The sequence below is a fragment of the Serinicoccus chungangensis genome (assembly GCF_006337125.1).
GTDB classification, from domain to species: domain Bacteria; phylum Actinomycetota; class Actinomycetes; order Actinomycetales; family Dermatophilaceae; genus Ornithinicoccus; species Ornithinicoccus chungangensis.
In genome coordinates this window covers 63,128-80,154 of record NZ_CP040887.1, presented here as the reverse complement: position 1 = coordinate 80,154, position 17,027 = coordinate 63,128, and the positions used below count along the sequence as shown (strand labels likewise).

16 protein-coding genes and 1 tRNA gene are annotated in these 17,027 nt (G+C 72.4%); 13 read left to right on the top strand and 4 right to left on the bottom strand.

Translation table 11 applies throughout. The annotated features are described in order from the left end of the window. Nucleotides 1-20: 20 nt before the first annotated feature. The 6 genes from FHD63_RS00330 (at nt 21) to FHD63_RS00305 (ending at nt 4,243) form a co-directional block, all read left to right on the top strand. Entirely contained in the window at nt 21-320 is a 300-nt protein-coding gene (locus FHD63_RS00330) for a GNAT family N-acetyltransferase (RefSeq protein WP_139719154.1), read from the top strand. A 1-nt stretch (nt 321) separates the two neighbouring features. Further along, entirely contained in the window at nt 322-735 is a 414-nt protein-coding gene (locus FHD63_RS00325) for a nitroreductase/quinone reductase family protein (RefSeq protein WP_139719152.1), read from the top strand. A 132-nt stretch (nt 736-867) separates the two neighbouring features. Beyond that, the gene (locus FHD63_RS00320; RefSeq protein ID WP_139719150.1) at nt 868-1,182 is read left to right on the top strand and encodes a ferredoxin reductase domain-containing protein; all 315 of its coding nucleotides are present in this window, start codon (nt 868-870) and stop codon (nt 1,180-1,182) included. Nucleotides 1,183-1,189: 7 nt separating this feature from the next. Then, on the top strand, nt 1,190-3,154 hold the full coding sequence (locus tag FHD63_RS00315; protein WP_139719149.1) for a hypothetical protein: 1,965 nt from the start codon (nt 1,190-1,192) through the stop codon (nt 3,152-3,154). Nucleotides 3,155-3,167: 13 nt separating this feature from the next. Continuing rightward, nucleotides 3,168-3,692, top strand: a complete 525-nt coding sequence (locus FHD63_RS00310) for a hypothetical protein (protein WP_058891972.1) — start codon at nt 3,168-3,170, stop codon at nt 3,690-3,692. A 26-nt stretch (nt 3,693-3,718) separates the two neighbouring features. Next, nucleotides 3,719-4,243 (top strand): hypothetical protein, encoded by a 525-nt coding sequence (locus FHD63_RS00305; RefSeq protein WP_139719147.1) that lies wholly within the window; start codon nt 3,719-3,721, stop codon nt 4,241-4,243. 76 nt (nt 4,244-4,319) lie between these two features. On the opposite strand, the gene FHD63_RS00300 is transcribed toward FHD63_RS00305, so the two are convergent. The 3 genes from FHD63_RS00300 to FHD63_RS00290 form a co-directional block, all read right to left on the bottom strand. Beyond that, nucleotides 4,320-5,042: an HAD-IA family hydrolase gene (locus FHD63_RS00300; protein ID WP_139722898.1), complete on the bottom strand. Its 723-nt coding sequence runs from the start codon at nt 5,040-5,042 to the stop codon at nt 4,320-4,322. Next, nucleotides 5,042-6,472, bottom strand: coding sequence for a sodium:solute symporter family protein (locus FHD63_RS00295; protein ID WP_139719145.1), 1,431 nt, complete (start codon nt 6,470-6,472; stop codon nt 5,042-5,044). The genes FHD63_RS00300 and FHD63_RS00295 overlap by 1 nt, the downstream gene beginning before the upstream one ends. Nucleotides 6,473-6,561: 89 nt before the next feature. Further along, the gene (locus FHD63_RS00290; protein ID WP_158296673.1) at nt 6,562-7,443 is read right to left on the bottom strand and encodes a MurR/RpiR family transcriptional regulator; all 882 of its coding nucleotides are present in this window, start codon (nt 7,441-7,443) and stop codon (nt 6,562-6,564) included. A gap of 72 nt (nt 7,444-7,515) precedes the next feature. Here FHD63_RS00290 and FHD63_RS00285 point away from each other — a divergent pair, with 72 nt between their 5' ends. Beyond that, the gene (locus tag FHD63_RS00285) at nt 7,516-8,742 is read left to right on the top strand and encodes a metal-dependent hydrolase family protein (RefSeq protein WP_139719141.1); all 1,227 of its coding nucleotides are present in this window, start codon (nt 7,516-7,518) and stop codon (nt 8,740-8,742) included. Nucleotides 8,743-9,041: 299 nt separating this feature from the next. On the opposite strand, the gene FHD63_RS00280 is transcribed toward FHD63_RS00285, so the two are convergent. After that, nucleotides 9,042-9,125, bottom strand: a tRNA-Leu gene (locus FHD63_RS00280). A 185-nt stretch (nt 9,126-9,310) separates the two neighbouring features. Between FHD63_RS00280 and FHD63_RS16805 the strand changes: the two genes are divergently transcribed. From FHD63_RS16805 to pknB, 6 genes are read left to right on the top strand one after another with little or no spacing between them, the layout of a single operon-like run. After that, nucleotides 9,311-10,171 (top strand): FhaA domain-containing protein, encoded by an 861-nt coding sequence (locus FHD63_RS16805; RefSeq protein ID WP_275100608.1) that lies wholly within the window; start codon nt 9,311-9,313, stop codon nt 10,169-10,171. Further along, a complete protein-coding gene (locus FHD63_RS00270) occupies nt 10,171-10,638 on the top strand; it encodes an FHA domain-containing protein FhaB/FipA (protein ID WP_058891979.1) in 468 nt (155 codons plus the stop codon). The genes FHD63_RS16805 and FHD63_RS00270 overlap by 1 nt, the downstream gene beginning before the upstream one ends. Before the next feature lie 2 nt (nt 10,639-10,640). Beyond that, nucleotides 10,641-12,122 carry a PP2C family protein-serine/threonine phosphatase gene (locus FHD63_RS00265; protein ID WP_139722897.1) on the top strand — a complete coding sequence of 494 codons (1,482 nt, stop codon included), beginning with the start codon at nt 10,641-10,643 and terminating at the stop codon, nt 12,120-12,122. Further along, nucleotides 12,113-13,510 carry an FtsW/RodA/SpoVE family cell cycle protein gene (locus tag FHD63_RS00260; RefSeq protein WP_139719137.1) on the top strand — a complete coding sequence of 466 codons (1,398 nt, stop codon included), beginning with the start codon at nt 12,113-12,115 and terminating at the stop codon, nt 13,508-13,510. The genes FHD63_RS00265 and FHD63_RS00260 overlap by 10 nt, the downstream gene beginning before the upstream one ends. After that, a complete protein-coding gene (locus tag FHD63_RS00255) occupies nt 13,507-14,964 on the top strand; it encodes a peptidoglycan D,D-transpeptidase FtsI family protein (RefSeq protein WP_139719136.1) in 1,458 nt (485 codons plus the stop codon). Before FHD63_RS00260 ends, FHD63_RS00255 begins: the two co-directional genes overlap by 4 nt. Beyond that, nucleotides 14,961-17,027 carry a Stk1 family PASTA domain-containing Ser/Thr kinase gene (gene pknB, locus FHD63_RS00250; RefSeq protein WP_139719134.1) on the top strand — a complete coding sequence of 689 codons (2,067 nt, stop codon included), beginning with the start codon at nt 14,961-14,963 and terminating at the stop codon, nt 17,025-17,027. Before FHD63_RS00255 ends, pknB begins: the two co-directional genes overlap by 4 nt.

The window sequence follows — 17,027 nt, the reverse complement described above, 5'->3', positions numbered from 1 at the left end:
GGTCGCGAGAGGCTGGGGGCATGGCCGAAGTCCAGGTGACCCGGAACGACGACCTGACGCGGTACGAGGCGCACCTCGACGGCGCCCTCGTGGGTTTCGCCGAGTACCAGCTCACCGACATCCTCGTGGTCTTCACGCACACCGAGGTGGAGCCGGCCGCCGAGGGCCAGGGGGTGGGCAGCGCCCTGGCGCGGTGGGCCCTGGACGACGTGCGCGACCAGGGGACCCGGACGGTGCTGCCGATCTGCCCGTTCATCAAGGCCTGGATCGACCGGCACCCCGACTACGCGGACCTGCTCTACTCCGGCAGGAAGGACTGACATGTCGACGCTCATGCGCCTGGGGACCACCCTGCACGCCAAGCTCCTCAAGGCGACCGGACGACTCGGCGCCGGCGAGCAGGACGGTGCCGTGCTCGTCCTGGACCACGTCGGCGCGAGGACCGGGACCGCGCGGGAGACCCCGCTGATGTTCGTCCGGCACGGTGAGGGGTATGCCGTCGCCGCGTCGGCGAACGGCGCCGACCGTCATCCGGCCTGGCTGCACAACCTCCGGGCCCACCCCGACGTCACCATCCACGTCCGGAAGCGCCCGATCCCGGTGCGGGCGCGCGAGGCGCGGCCGGAGGAGCGCGCGGAGATCTACGCCCGCTTCGTCGCGGTGCAGGAGCGCTTCGCCGGCTACCAGTCCAAGACCGACCGGGTCATCCCGGTGGTCGTCCTCGAACCGCGCTGACCTGACGCCCGTCCGGGCGGCCTGAGCACGGCGGGCCGACCCCGCCCCGGGAGTGGAGGTGCCGTCCGACGCCCCCTGCAGGTCGGGCACCGCTGCTAACGTGTCCTCTGCTGCGCGAGGAGAGGTGGGGCGATGGCGGGGGACGACGAGGTCGTCATGGTGAACAACACCTACAAGGACGCCGTGCGCAGCGCGCGGGCGACGTGCGTGAGCCCGGCGGCGCGCCTGGAGGACGCCCTCCGCGCGGCGCGGCGCGCCATGGACGCCGGGGCCTGGCAGGGCCCCATGGGCGAGGACTTCTCCGGCGAGCTGGACACCTACCGCAGCAAGCTCAACGACGCCGGACCAGCAGCGCTGGACGACTTCGACCGGGTCATCTCCGGGCAGCCGGAACGGGTGCCGTCGACGGCCTGGCAGGTGCGCTGGCAGCGCATGGGACCGCGCTGAGGTCGGCATGGCACTCGTCAGCATCGACATCGGGGCCATGGAGGAGCTCGTCACCGACATGACGTCGGCCCACGACGAGCTCCCCTCCGACGTCAGCACCATCCGCGGCCGGCTCGACCAGGTGCTCATCGGCACCGGGTCCGTGTCCCAGGTCGACTTCGGGTCCGCCGTCTGGACGTGGATGGGTGACCGCATCCGCGACCTCAACCGGCGTCTCGCCCTGGCGCGCCTCATCGCTGCCAGCACCCCGGGCATACCGGGCGTGGGCGTCGTCGAGATCGACGAGAGCTACGTCAGCGACCTGTCGCAGGCGGAGGTCGACGCCCTGGCCGACGAGGTCGAGGTGCTCATGACGCCGGCGGAGTTCGCCGACCCCCAGGACATCGACCCGCGGCTGCTGGAGATCCTCGCGGAGCACGCCCACGACCCCTACTTCGCCTCCGCCGTCGCGGGGCGGGTCCCGCCCTCGACGCTGGACCAGTACCTCCAGAGCATCTCCTCCTACCGCGAGTTCCACGCGCGGACCCCGGAGGAGGCCACCGACTTCGACGGCCGCTACGACGCGCTGCTCAACGGTCTCGGGATGACCTACGGGCTGGCCTCCCAGGGCGAGGGCGACCTCGAGGTCCCGGGGATGAGCGAGGCCTGGGCGGACGCCATCGAGGACGTCCCGCCGTTCAGCGGCCGGGCGCAGCGCCTGTCCCTGGTCATCTCGCGGGGCACCTTCTCCACCGACCTGCTCACGACGGTGCACGACCGGATGGTCGACCTGGAGGGCGACGACGGGGCGGACTACTGGGCCTCGATGAACTTCGTCTTCGACCCGGACCCGAGCAAGAGCCCGGCCACCAACCTGGTGACGGACCCGTTCGGCGGGCTCTACCAGGGGATGGGCAACAACCCCGAGGCCCTGCGCCAGGTCTTCGCCGAGGGCGGGACCATCACGGTCGAGACCGACGACGGACCGGTCGAGGTGAACGCCCGGCTGTGGGAGACGATGCGCTTCCGCGGGATGGACGAGTATGCCGTGTCCCAGCTGGTCGCCGGGCTCCAGACGGGGCTGGCGGCGCCGCCGGTGGAGGGCGCCGACGCCTGGCAGCCGGGGCTGGTCGAGGACCTCGAGGGGTCGATCGCGGCGATCGAGCGGGAGGCGCGGATCGCCGAGGAGAACCGGCCACCGTGGTACGCCCAGGCCGGTCACATCGTCCTCGACGTCCTGGGGATGCTGCCGCTGGTCGGCGAGCCGGCGGACGTGCTCAACGGCCTCTGGTACACCGCCGAGGGCAACTACGTCGACGCCGGGCTGTCCTACGCCGGGGCGGTGCCGGTCGTCGGGTGGTTCGCGGTCGGCGGCAAGTGGGTCAAGCGCGCGCTGACGGTCGAGGAGCTGGCCTCCATCGAGCGGCTGGCCGCCAGCGGGACCGACGTCGGCCGGCTGCTGCCCGGCGGCCGGCTCGCGGCCTCGGCCGACGAGCTGGCCGACGCCGCGAACTTCACCACCGACGCCTTCCTCACCCCGGCCGAGCTGCGCCGCTTCGGGGACCGGCCGTGGTTGCAGAACATGGTGGCGGGCAACAGGTTCGACACCTACATGACCCCGAACTACCCGCACAACCAGGTCTACCTCCAGGCGCCCGGCGGGTCGGGCTACGTCCGGCTGGACAGCTACGTCCCCGGCGAGGAGATCATCTCCCGCAAGCTCACCCAGCTCAGCGACGTGCAGCCGACCACGGCGTTCAGCTACATCGACGAGCTGGTGACGAAGTACCCCGACTCGGCGAGGGTCGCCGACGTGCCCTCGACGCAGATGTCGGGCTTGGCAGGTCAACGACTCCAGGGCGAGATGGTGCTGCAGGTGCCGCCCCAGGCCGGAGGGACGATCCCTGACGAGGTGGCTGAGTACGCCTTCGAGAACGGCGTCCATATCATCGACATCAACGGCTTCGACTACACCGCCCACCTGTTCGACTGAGGAAGCGAGACACGTGCCCTACCGGTATGGCCAGAGATGGCATGGAAAGCTGCGCAAGCCCATCGGCGAGATCACCGAGGCCGAGGCTGAGCGGCGATTCACCCACGGCCCGTTCTTCTCGGTCAGCAGGGTCGACGATCTTTCCGGCGGCGCGGTCCCCGACTTCACGCTCAGCATCGACCCTGACGGGATGTACGTCGGCAGCGTCTTCTACGACGAGTTCGGCTCGGAGGTGAAGAAGTACCACTTCGACGAGGAGGCGGGCCGTCCTGGCCACCTGTTCCTCCGGGAGGTCGTGGTCACGGTCTACCCCGACGGGCAGGACAAGTGGCTGTCGCTCCGCGACTCCAAGGCGCACCGGTCTTTGCTCTTCCAGCCCGACGGACGCGCCCGCTCCTACCTCGCCGTCAAGGGTGAGCCCGCGGCCAAGGTCGAGGAGTTCACCGGTGTCGACGTCTCGGCCCACTGGGTGCCGATGATCACCTTCGGCGACTGGGACCGCTTCGGCGAGCACCGGGAGCCGGGACTGGGCGACTGAGCGGCTGAGCGGCTGAGCGGGACACCATGACCTACCGCTACGGACGTGATTGGCACCCCGTGCTGCGCAAACCGATCCAGGAGATCAGTGAGCCGCAGGCCCGCAAGCGCTTCACCGACGGCCCGAGCCTCTCGGTGAGCAGGGTCACCGATCCCTCCGGTGGCGTGGTGCCGGACTACACGCTCAAGATCAACCCCGAGGGGATGTATGTCGGGACCGTGTTCTACGACTCGTTCGGCTCGCAGGTGAAGCACTACCACTTCTACGAGCAGGCCGATCGTCCCGGGGAGCTGTTCTTGAGCGGTGTCACGGTGCACGTCTACCCGGACGACCAGACGAAGTGGCTGTCGCTCAGGGACTCCAAGGCGCATACCGCCTTCACGTTCAAGCCCGACGGGTGGGCCCGTTCCTACCTTGCCGTCAAGGGTGAGCCCGCGGCCAAGGTCGAGGAGTTCACCGGGGTCGACGTCTCGGCCCACTGGGTGCCCATGATCACCTTCGGCGACTGGGACCGCTTCGGCGAGCACCGCGAGCCGGGGCTGCCCGGCTGAGCCGACGGGGCGACGCGCGCCCGCACGGGCCGCTCAGCCCGTGGCGCTCAGGGCCGGGGCGCAGCCCTCGGGGCGCTCAGATCTCCTCGCCGTCCCGGACGGCCTGCGCGAAGGCGGCCATCGAGGGGTACTCCGCCAGGTAGGACCACTCCCCGCGCGGCTCCGGCGTCGCGCCCCAGCCGGGGCGGGCGTGGCGGCGGTTGATCCAGACCGAGTCGAGCCCGCGCCGGGCGGCCGGGACGTGGTCGTGGAAGAGGCTCTGCGCGACGTGCAGGTGCTCCTCCCGGGCGATCCCGAGGTTCCGCAGGGTGGCGTCCAGCGCCAGGAAGTGCGGGTCGGCGGGCTTGTACGCCCCCACGTCCTGCGCCGTGACGACCGCGGTCGGGGTCATGCCGAGGTGGCGGTTGCTCGCCGCGAAGCCGTCGCGGTGGATGTTGGACAGGATGATGAGCGAGAAGCGCTCGGCCAGCGAGGCGAGCGCCGCGGCGGAGTCCTCGAACGCCGGCCAGTCGGGCACCGAGGAGCCCAGCCGCTGCCTCCACCCCTCGTCGACCTCGACGCCGAGCGCCCGACCCGTGCGCGCGAACGCCCGGGCGAGCACCTCCGGGTAGAGCGTGCGCGGGTGCTCGCGCGCCACGTCGGCCTCGTGCCGCGCATACTCGCGCAGCAGCTCCTCCTCGCTCAGGCCCAGGCCCACCTGCGCGGCCCAGGGGACGAGGACGCCCCCGATCCCGGCCTCCCAGTCGATGAGCGTGCCGTAGACGTCGAAGCTGAGGGCACGGTAGTCCTGGAGCCGCATCACCGCGCCTCACCCTCGGCGGTCTCCAGCGGCTGGTCCTCGCCGGCGCGCCGGGACCCGGGCGTCAGCAGGCTGACGACCACCAGGGTGACCAGGGTGGCGGGCAGGGACACGAGCACCGAGGTGACGTCGCCGGGCTGGCCCAGCTGCTCCCAGGTGATGGTGACGACGACCGCGACGCTCATCGAGGCGATGGCGCCCCACTTCGTCGCGCGCGGCCAGAAGAAGATCGCGAGCACCGGCGGGGCCAGGGCCACGCCGTAGACGGTGTAGGAGTAGAGCTGCAGCTCCAGCACGGTGGGGAAGAAGCGCCCGAGGACGTAGGCCACCACGGCGATCCCCAGGACCGCCAGGCGGTGCACCTTGAGCCGGCCGCCGTCGTCGAGCGAGACACCCATCATCCGCTGCACGGCGTCGTAGACGACGTTGCCGGCGCCGGAGAGCAGGAACGAGGACCCGGTGGTGATGATGAAGGCCAGCGCGCCGCCCAGCAGCAGTCCGCCGATGACCACCGGCAGGTAGCCCTCGCCGGCGAGGGAGAGGATGGCGGTGTCCGGCTCGATGTCGGGCATGAGCACCACGGCCGCCGACCCGAGCAGCGCGACGGGCACGGTGACGAGGAAGCTGGTGAGGAAGAAGCCCGCGGTGGCCTGCTTGGCCTCCTCCTCGGTGCGGGCCGCGCCGAGCCGCTGGTACATGTTCTGGTCGGCCAGGATGAGCAGGAAGAGCGGGAGGAAGTAGCCCAGCAGGGCGAGCGCCGGGAGTCCGCCGGAGAGGGTGGTGTGGGTGTCCGGCATCCCCTGCCAGTAGGCGTCCCACCCGCCGATGTCCCGGCCCAGGATGATCGGCAGCGCCACGAGCAGGCTCACGACGATGACCATGGCGGAGACGAAGTCGCTCCAGGCGACCGACCGCAGCCCGCCGCCCACCGCGAGGAGGGTGATGATGACGGCCACGAGGATCGCGCCGCCCTGTGGGGACAGGGGCGTGATGACGCTGATGATGTAGCCGCCGCCGGTGAACTGGTAGGCGGTGATGCCGGTGTAGGCGAGGATGGTGATGAGGGCCGCGATGATCCGCACCGCCACGCCGTAGCGCCGCTCGAGCAGCTCGGGCACGGTGTGGGCGGCCGAGCGGCGGACCCGCTTGGCGATGAAGTAGAGGACGACGATGCCGACCGGGGTTCCCGCCATGAAGAAGATCGAGGCCAGCGGCCCGTAGGTGTAGGCGAAGCTCGCCCCGCCGATGATCGTCCCGGACCCGACCCACGTGGCCAGCAGGGTCCCGATCATCACCGGCTTGGGCAGGCTGCGGCCGGCGAAGAGGAAGTCGTCCCCGGTCGCGGTGTACTTGCGCCGGCTGAACCAGACGCCGATCCCGACCATCAGGGCCAGGTAGAGCACCAGGATGGTGACGTGCACGGGCTGCATGACAGACCTCCCACAGGGACGGGATGGGACCGCCGGGCCCGGCGGACGTTGCACGCCATCCAACCGCGAGTGCCACCAGATTGCAACAACTATTGCACCTCGGGCAGCAGTCCGTCCTTGTCGCGGGGGAAGAGACCGAAGTCGCGCCAGAGCTCGTCGGCGGCGTCGGTGGCCCGGGTCGCCGCCCCCGGGTCGGCCGCCACGATCGCGGCCACGACCGCCTGGACCACCGTCACCGTCGGCACCAGCGAGGGGAACATGCTGGCCCCCTCGCTCGGGACCATGACGAACTCGTCGGCGAGCGCCGTGATCCCCGGGCGGGCGTGGTCGCCGACGACGACCAGCCGCACCCCCCGGTCACGGGCGAGCCCCGCGATCTGCAGCAGGTCCCCGGGCGTCCGCCACAGGTGGAAGATCACCAGCGCGTCCCCCTCGCGCAGCGTCGCGAAGGCGTTGAGCAGCGCCGTGCCGCCCGCCCGCTCCAGCCGGACGTCGTGCCCCAGGGTCTGCGCCAGGTGAGCCAGCTGCAGACCGGGGGCCGCGAAGCTGCCCGACCCGAGGACGAGGGTGGTGCGGGCGGCCATGATGATGGCCGCCACCCGGGCGAGCTGGTCCTCGTCGAGGAGGGTGCCCAGGTCCCGCAGGTTGTGCAGGTCCTGACGCACGGCCGACTCCCCGGCACCCTGCGCCTCCCCGTGCTCCTGCAGCACCTCGGAGGCGGAGAGCAGCGACAGGTAGCGGGACCGGACCTCCGCCCGCAGCTGCGGCCAGCCGGTGAACCCGATGAGCTGGGCCGCACGCACGACCGTGGCGGGGTTCACCTCGGCGAGGTCCGCCGCCTCCTGGACCGAGGCATACGACATCTGGCGCGGGTGCGAGCCCAGCGTCCTCAGCACCTCCTGCACCCCCCGCCCCGGTGCACGTGCCCCCAGGCGCGCCGCCACCCACGGCGGCACCTCGCTGACGGACATGGTGACATTGTGCAACATTTCTTGCGGGACTGTGGCAGGGTGAGGCACGAAGCCCGCGAGAGGAGACCACCAGTGGAACCGCATACCGTCGTCCTACAGGGAGGGACCGTCTGCGACGTCACGGCCGGGGAGGCCGTGCGTGCCGACGTGGTCGTCAGCGACGGGGTGGTCCAGGAGGTGGGCACCGACGTGACGGTCCCGCGGTCCGCCACCACCGTCGACGCCACCGGGCTGTTCGTCAGCCCCGGGCTCATCGACGCGCACGTCCACGTCACCGCCGGCACGGCGGACCTGGCGGCCCAGGCGGAGTACTCGCCCTTCTACGTCGCGGCACAGACCCAGGGGATCCTGCGCGGGATGCTCCGGCGTGGCTTCACCTCGGTACGCGACGTCGGCGGGGCGGACCACGGGGTCGCGGCCGCGGTCGCCGACGGGCTCTGGTCTGGACCCACGGTGTTCTTCGGCGGCAAGGCGCTGTCCCCGAGCGGAGGCCACGCGGACCTGCGCAGCGCCGGCCGCCAGGTGGTCGACCACCACGTCTGCTGCCCCAACATCGGCACCCTCTGCGACGGGGTCGACGAGGTCCGCCGCGCCGCGCGCAACCAGCTGCGCACCGGCGCCGACCACGTCAAGATCATGCTCTCCGGCGGGGTCGCCTCCCCGACCGACCGGGTCGACTCGCTGCAGTTCTCGGTCGACGAGATCCGGGCGGTGGTGGAGGAGGCCGCCAACGCCAACCGCTACGTGACGGGGCACGCCTACACCGCCCGGGCCGTCAACCGCGGGCTGGAGCTGGGCCTGCGGTGCATCGAGCACGGCAACCTCATCGACGCCTCCAGCGTCACGCTCTTCCGCGAGCACGACGCCTTCCTCGTCCCGACCCTCGTCACCTACGACTACCTGAGCAAGGAGGGCGCCGAGGCCGGGCTGCCCGAGGCCAGCCAGGCCAAGGTGGGCGACGTGCTCGAGGCCGGGCTGCACGCGCTGGACCTGGCCTCCAAGGGCGGGGTCCGGATCGCACTGGGCACCGACCTGCTGGGCGCCATGCACCGGCACCAGAGCCACGAGTTCACGATCCGCGCGCAGGTCCAGGCGCCGCAGGACATCCTGCGCTCGGCCACCCTCGTGGGTGCCGACCTTCTGGGGCGGACCGGGACGCTGGGCACGGTCGCGGAGGGCGCGACGGCCGACCTGACGCTCTGGCGGAGCGACCCGCTGCAGGACGCCCAGGTCCTCGCCGACCCCGACAGCCAGCTGCAGATGGTGCTCCAGCGCGGCGTGGTGGCCCACGAGGCCTGAGGACCGGCTGCGGGGATGAGCCGGGGGCCGGTCACCCGGCTCTGAGCAGTCTGCCGAGCGGCCGGGGCACGGCCGGGTCTCCCACCGGTCGCTCGAGCCTCACCCGCCGCACGGCGCGGGGATATGCACCGGGAACGGGGACATACCCCGTGCCGTCGTGCACGTCCCCGCAGCAGGTGACGGATGGGACAGGTGATGCGTGGGGCCCGGCGCCGGACCCCCCGGCGTGACCGAGACAAGCCCGGGCGGGCACAGAGAAAGGGCCCCAGGTGATCGATGATCCCTGGGGCCCTTCGTCGTGCGCGAGGGGGGAGTTGAACCCCCACGCCCTTGCGGGCACACGGACCTGAACCGTGCGCGTCTGCCTATTCCGCCACTCGCGCGAGTGCCGAGCAAGATTAGCACGCCGGGAGGGTGCGGCCCGAATCGTCGACCCCGCCCGAGGCCCACCGGACCCGCCGCCGCAGCCCTCACCGCACCCCCCAGCCTCCAGGCTCCTCCCACCGTCGGCAGATACCATCGAGGCGCCAGCCAGTGCCGTGACGAGACCGAGGAGCAGGACGTGGGTGTGTTCGACAGGCTCGAGCGGGGTCTCGAGCGCGCCGTCAAGCAGCCCTTCGCCAAGGTCTTCAAGGCCGAGGTGCAGCCGGTCGAGATCGCCTCCGCCATGCGGGGCGCCATGGACGACCGGGCCGCGGTGCTCGGCCCGGGGCGCACCATGGTCCCCAACGTCTTCACCGTCGAGCTGGCCGAGTCCGACTACGAGCGGCTGGCGTCCTACGAGCACGCCCTGACCGACGAGCTCGTCGCCGCCGCCGAGGACCACGCCGACGCCCAGCGGTATGTCGCCCCCGGCCCCTTCGAGGTCCGTCTCGTTTCCGGCGAGGAGCTGGAGACCGGCATCTTCCGGGTCCGCCCGACGGCCAAGGACGGCCGGCAGGGCGGCCAGCGCGGCGGCGCGCGCGAGTTCGCCCAGGCCCAGCGCGCCCGGGACGAGCGCCGCGAGGCGCAGGAGCGCGAGCAGCGGGAGGCCGACGCACGTCGTGCCGCCCAGGCGAGCGACCACGACCGCGACGCCGAGGCCTACGAGGAGTCGGCATACCGTCGGCCCGCGCAGGAGCGGCCGCGCCCGCGCCGCTCCGGCCCCGCCCTGACCATCGACGGCCGTCAGGTCCCGCTGACCACGGCCGTCACCACCCTCGGTCGTGGCGACGACTGCACGATCGTCGTCGACGACCCCGGGGCCTCCCGCCGCCACGCCGAGATCCGCATCGGCCACGACGGGCCGCACCTGCAGGTCATCCTGCGCGACCTCAACTCCACCAACGGCACCTACCTCAACGGTGAGCAGGTCGGGAGCGAGGAGCTGCGCTCCGGCGACCGCATCACCCTGGGACGCACCCACATCACGGTCCACCTGGAGGGTTGATGGGTGAGCTGACCCTCAACCTGCTGCGCCTCGGCGTCGTCGTGCTGCTCTGGGCCTTCGTCGTGGCCGTCGTCGGCGCGCTGCGCGGCGACCTCTACGGCACCCGGGTGCTCACCCGCAACGCCGGCCCCACCCGCAAGCCGGAGTCGCGCTCGGACCGCAAGCAGCGCCGCAACACCCCCACCCACCTCGTCGTCACCGAGGGCCGGCTGCGCGGCACCTCGGTGCCGCTGCACGACGCCGGGGTCCTCGTCGGGCGCAACCCCGAGTGCTCGCTCGTCCTCACCGACGACTACGCCTCGGGCCGGCACCTGCGCATCTACCCCGGCGCCGACGCGTGGTACGCCGACGACCTCGGCTCGACCAACGGCACCGAGGTCAACGGCCAGCGCATCGGCACCGGTGCCCGGCTCGACCCGGGGGCGCAGATCCGGATCGGCCAGACCGTCCTCGAGCTGCGTCGTTGAGCATGGCCCTCGCCCTGCGCTACGCCGCGCGCACCAACATCGGCCTCGGCAGCAAGTCCCGCAACGAGGACTCCGCGTATGCCGGTCCCGAGCTGCTGGTGCTCTGCGACGGCATGGGCGGGCACGCCGCGGGTGACGTCGCCTCGTCCCTCGTCGTGGGCGAGCTCGTGCACCTCGACGGGGAGTCGCACGGCGCCGACGACGCGCTGGACATCCTCGAGCACGCCCTCGAGGAGGCCAACAACCGGCTCGCCGACGTCATGGAGGTCTACCCCGACTCCGACGGCATGGGCACCACGTGCATCGCCATGCTCCGGGTGGACAGCAAGCTCGCGGTCGCCAACATCGGCGACTCCCGGGCCTACCTCCTGCGCGGTGGCCGCCTCACCCAGATCACCACCGACCACTCCTTCGTCCAGAAGCTGCTCGACGAGGGCCGGATCAGCCAGGAGGAGGCGCAGCACCACCCGCAGCGCTCCCTCGTGACCCGCGTCTTCACCGGCCGCCCCGAGGACCACCCCGACCTGTCCCTGCGCGAGCTGCGCGAGGGCGACCGGGTGCTGCTGTGCAGCGACGGGCTCACCGACTACGTCTCCACCGAGGTCGTCACGGAGATCCTCGCCGAGCCCGGTCGCACCCCCGGCCAGGTCGCCGACGCGCTGGTGCACACCGCCCTGCGCGCCTCGACCCGCGACAACGTCAGCGTCATCGTCGCCGACGCCGTGTCACCCGGCGAGGGCACGAGCAAGCCCCAGGTGGTGGGGGCCGCCAGCGAGCGCCGCGGCACCCGCCCGCTGAGCCACCTCAGCCCCGCCGAGAAGGCCGCCGCCCTGTCCCGGGAGGCGGCGGGCACCTCGGAGATCGCCGAGGCACCGGTGCTGGCCGAGGAGCAGACCCGCCCCTGGGTCCGCTGGCTGCGGCTGGTCGGGGTCGGTGTCGCCGTCGCCACGGTGCTCGTCGCGGGCGGCTGGGCGGCCTGGACGTGGAGCCAGCAGCAGTACTTCGTCGGCGAGCAGGACGGCCGGGTGACGATCTACCGCGGCATCTCCCAGGACCTCGGGCCGCTGCGGCTGTCCACGGCCGAGGAGCAGACCGACGTGCTCGTGGAAGACCTGCCGGACTACTACCAGGCCCGGGTCCAGGACACCCTGTCCGCCGACGGCCGCGCCGGGGCCGACCGTGTCGTCGAGGACCTGCGTGCCCTCACCCCGGCGGCCTGCGTCCCGACCGTGCTGCTGCCCGACGGGACCACCTCCACGCAGGTCCCGGACGACATGGACACGACCACCGCCGACAGCCTCGCCGACGCCACCGGCGGCTCGGGCACGCCCTCGCCCGTGGACGACCTGCTGCGCGAGTCCCTGGACCTGGGCAGCGGCGCCCTCGCCGGCCCGGGGGACGCCACCTCCGGCGTCGCGCCCACCGGCGCCGAGGACGAGCCCCGTCCCACCGCGACGGTCGTCTGGCCGGAGGGATGCCCGTGAGCACCTCGACCCCCACCCCCTCGACCGTCACCAGCCTCGCGGTCCGCAGCGGCCGGACCATCGAGCTGCTGCTGCTCGTGCTCGCCGTGGGCATCGTCACCCTGGCCTACGTCGCGGTGAACCTCACGGTCACCGGCGAGCTGCCCACGGACGTCTGGTGGCACGTCGGCATCTTCGCGGCGCTGGCGGCGGGTCTGCACGTCGTGCTCCGCCTGCGCGCGAGGTATGCCGACCCCCTCCTCCTCCCGCTGGCGACGCTGCTCAACGGGCTGGGCCTGGTGATGATCCACCGGATCGACCTCGTGCCCGGCCAGCTGGGCACCTCCGGGGTCGCGAGCCGTCAGCTCATCTGGACGGGCCTGGCCATGGCGATGGCGGCGGTCGTCCTCGTGCTGCTGCGCGACCACCGGGTGCTCCGCCGCTACACCTACATCGCGATGGCGCTCGGCTTCGTCCTGCTCCTGCTGCCGATGCTGCCGGTCATCGGGGAGACGGTGAACGGCTCCCGGCTGTGGATCCGCATCGGGCCGTTCAGCTTCCAGCCGGGCGAGCTGGCGAAGATCGCGGTGGCCGTCTTCTTCGCCGGCTACCTCGTCTCCACCCGGGACGCCCTGTCGCTCGTCGGGCGCCGTGTCCTGGGCCTGCAGCTCCCCCGGGCCCGGGACCTCGGTCCGATCCTCGTCGCGTGGTCCCTCTCGGTGCTCATCCTCGTGCTGCAGCGCGACCTGGGCTCCTCCTTGCTCTTCTTCGGCCTCTTCGTCGCGATGCTCTACGTCGCGACCGAGCGGACCAGCTGGATCGTCATCGGCCTGACCCTCTTCGCCTCCGGCGCCGTGCTGGCCTGGCGGCTGTTCAGCCACGTGCAGAGCCGGGTCACCCTGTGGCTGGACCCGTTCGCGCCCGACCAGTCCGACCAGGTCGCCAAGGGGCTGATGGGGTTGGCCCACGGCGGCATCTTCGGTGCCGGCCTCGGCAACGGCTACCCCTACATCACCTACTACGCCAACAGCGACTACATCGTCGCCAGCTTCGGCGAGGAGCTGGGGATGGTGGGCCTGTTCGCCCTCCTCATGCTGTACGCCCTGCTCGTCGAGCGCGGGCTGCGCACCGCGATCGGATCCCGCGACGGCTTCGGCAAGCTGCTGGCCGTGGGGCTGTCCTTCACCGTGGCGCTGCAGGTCTTCGTCATCGTCGGCGGCATCACCCGGGTGATCCCACTGACCGGTCTCACCACCCCGTTCCTGTCCGCCGGCGGCTCCTCGCTGCTGGCCAACTGGATCATCGTGGCGCTGCTGCTGCGGATCAGCGACGCCGCTCGGCGCCCGATCTCCGAGCGCCGCCAGGACCCGAGCATCGACGCCGCCGAGCGGGCGGAGGCCCTGCGATGAACACCCCCGTCCGACGGCTGGCGCTCGTCGTCTTCGCCATGTTCACCGCGCTGCTGCTGGCGACCACGTGGATCCAGTTCGTGCAGGCCGACGACCTGCGCGAGCGCCCGGGCAACCGGCGCACGCTCATCGAGAACTACAGCCGTGACCGGGGGGCCATCCTCGTCGACGGCAGCCCCATCGCCTCCTCGGAGCCGACCGACGACGAGCTGGAGTGGCTGCGCCGCTACCAGCAGCCGTCCCGGTACGCCCACGTCACCGGCTACTACTCCTTCACCTACGGCGCGGGGCTGGGCCTGGAGCGGGCCGCGGACTCGCTGCTCGCCGGCACCGACGACAGCCTCTTCTACCAGCGGCTGTCCGACGTCGTCACCGGCACGCCGGCCTCCGGGGCCAGCCTGGAGCTCACCATCGACCCGGACGTGCAGGCGGCGGCGGTGGAGGCCCTGGGTGACCGCCAGGGAGCCGCCGTCGCCCTGGACCCCAGCACCGGGGCGATCCTGGCCATGGTGAGCCGCCCCGGCTTCGACCCCAACGCCCTGTCCAGCCACCGACTGAGCGCGGTCGACGAGGCCTACACCGCGCTCATCGAGGACCCGGCGGACCCGCTGACCAACCGCGCCATCGGCGGCGACCTCTACCCGCCCGGCTCGACCTTCAAGCTCGTCCTGGCCGCCGCGGCGCTGGAGTCGGGGGAGTACGAGCCGGACACCGAGCTGGAGGGTGGCCTGACCTACACCCTGCCCGGCACCGAGACCACGCTGCCCAACTTCGGCGGCGCCGCCTGCGACCCGGAGGACCGCCCGACCCTCGCCGAGTCGGTCCAGGTCTCGTGCAACACCTCCTTCGCCTGGCTGGCCGGTGAGCTGGGCGCCGACGCCATCCGTGAGCAGGCCGAGGCCTTCGGGTTCGGCGAGCCGCTCGATGTCCCCATGAGCGTCACCCCCTCGATCTACCCGGACACCCTCGACGACGCCCAGCTGGCGCTGACCGGCATCGGCCAGTTCGAGGTGCGGGTGACGCCGATGCAGGTGGCGATGATCTCGGCGGCGATCGCCAACGACGGCGTGCTGATGACGCCATACCTCATCGAGGAGGTGCGCAACTCCGACCTGGAGGTCATCGAGTCCGCCGAGCCGCGCACCCGGGCGCGGGCCGTCTCCGGGCAGACCGCGGACGAGCTCTCCGACATGATGGTGCGCGTGGTCGAGCAGGGGTCGGGCCAGGCCGCCGCCCTGCCGGAGGTGCAGGTGGCGGGCAAGACCGGCACCGCCGAGTTCGGTGACAGCGGAGCTGCCCACGCCTGGTTCACCGGGTTCGCGCCCGCCGACGACCCGCAGATCGCGGTCGCGGTCATCGTCGAGTCGGCCACCGACAACTGGACCGGGGAGACCGGTGGACAGGTCGCGGCGCCGGTCGCCCGGGCCATGCTCGACGCAGGAGTGGAACGATGAGCGAGGACCCCACGCAGGCCACCCCACGCCCCGACGACCCCCCGGCCTCGCAGCGGGTGCTGGGCGGACGCTACGAGCTCGGCGACCTCATCGGCCGCGGTGGCATGGCTGACGTGCACCTGGGCCACGACCTGCGGCTGGGCCGGCCGGTGGCGATCAAGGTGCTGCGCACCGACCTGGCCCGGGACTCCTCCTTCCTCGCCCGGTTCCGGCGCGAGGCGCAGTCGGCCGCCGGCCTGTCGCACCCCGCCATCGTGGGTGTCTTCGACTCCGGCGAGGAGGCGGTGGTCGAGTCCGGCGGAGCCACGGTGCAGGTGCCCTACATCGTCATGGAGCTGGTCGAGGGCAAGACCTTGCGCGAGCTGCTCAACGAGCAGCGCACCCTGGACCCCGACGAGGCGGCACGGATCACCGCCGCGGTGCTCGCGGCGCTGGAGTACGCCCACGAGCGCGGCCTCGTGCACCGCGACATCAAGCCCGCCAACGTCATGGTGACCGAGGCCGGTGCGGTGAAGGTCATGGACTTCGGCATCGCCCGGGCCATCGCCGACACCGCCGCCACCATGACGCAGACCCAGGCCGTCATGGGCACGGCCCGCTACCTCTCCCCGGAGCAGGCCCAGGGGCTGGACGTCGACGGCCGCTCCGACCTCTACTCCGTCGGGTGCCTGCTCTACGAGCTGCTGGCCGGGCGCACGCCCTTCCAGGGCGACCCCGTCTCGCTGGTCTACCAGCACCTCGGCGAGGCGCCGAAGGCGCCGTCCACCCACGCGGCCCGGCTGCCGCAGGCCCTGGACGCGGTCACCCTGCACGCGCTGGAGAAGAAGCCGGAGGAGCGCTACCAGGACGCGGCGGCCTTCCGCGCCGACCTCAACGCCGCCCGGGCGGGCGAGCCGGTCTCCGCCGCGGCGCGATCCACCTACGACCGGGCCCTCGGGCTCGGGGTGGCCGGTGCGGGGGCGGCCGCCGTCGCGGCCGCCGCGACGAGCCGGGCCGGTGCCGCCACGCAGGCGGTGCCCGCCGCCGGCGCGGGGGCGCAGGACCATCCCGAGGAGCCCACGGGGATCTTCCCGAGCTCCGACGAGGACGACCGCTACGAGCGGACCGACGAGCTGCCCGTCCGCGAGCGCCGCCACCCGGGTGCCGCCCTGATGCTCGGGGCGCTCGCCCTGGTGGCGCTGGCCGGGGTCGCCTGGGTCCTGGTGCAGGTGCTCGGACCCAACGGGGACGACGGGCCCGAGATGCTCGTCGTGCCGAGCACCGTGGGCAGCACCGAGGCGCAGGCGCGCACCACGCTGACCGCGGCAGGTTTCACCGTGGCCGAGGCCGTCGTGCAGCGCAACAGCGCCGAGGAGCCCGGCATCGTCATCGAGCAGGACCCGCCCGGCGGGGAGGCGCCCCGGGGCGAGGAGATCGAGCTCACGGTCTCGGCCGGCCCGCAGGCCCGCACCATCCCCCGGCTGCAAGGGCTGGAGGAGCAGGCGGCCCGCGACCTGCTGGAGCGGGAGGGGTTCAGCAACGTACGCGGGGAGTCGGAGGAGACCGACGACCCGGACTGGGAGGAGGGCCAGGTCGTCTCGAGCGACCCCGGTGAGGGCGAGGAGATCGCCCCCGACCAGCTCATCGTGCTCACCGTGTCCAGCGGTGAGGTCGAGGTCCCCGACGTCGTCGGTCGCGACCAGAACGAGGCGGTGCTGCTCCTGGACGAGCAGACCCTGGAGTGGGAGGTCACGACGCGGCGCACCGGGGACGCCGACGCCGGGACCGTCCTCGAGCAGTCGATCGACCCCGGCGACACGGTCGAGCAGGGCACCACGGTCGAGCTCGTCGTCGCCGCCGAGCCGGTCCAGACCGCCACCGAGGTCGTCACCGAGTCGGTGACGGTGACGCCCAGCCCGACGCCGACGCCCACCGAGGAGCCCACCACGGACGAGCCGACGGAGGAGCCCACCGAGGACCCCACCACCGAGGATCCGACGGTGCCCCCGGAGCCGACCGAGCCGGAGCCGACCGAGCCGGGACCGCCGGAGGACCCACCCCCCTCGGAGGAGCCGACCGACTGA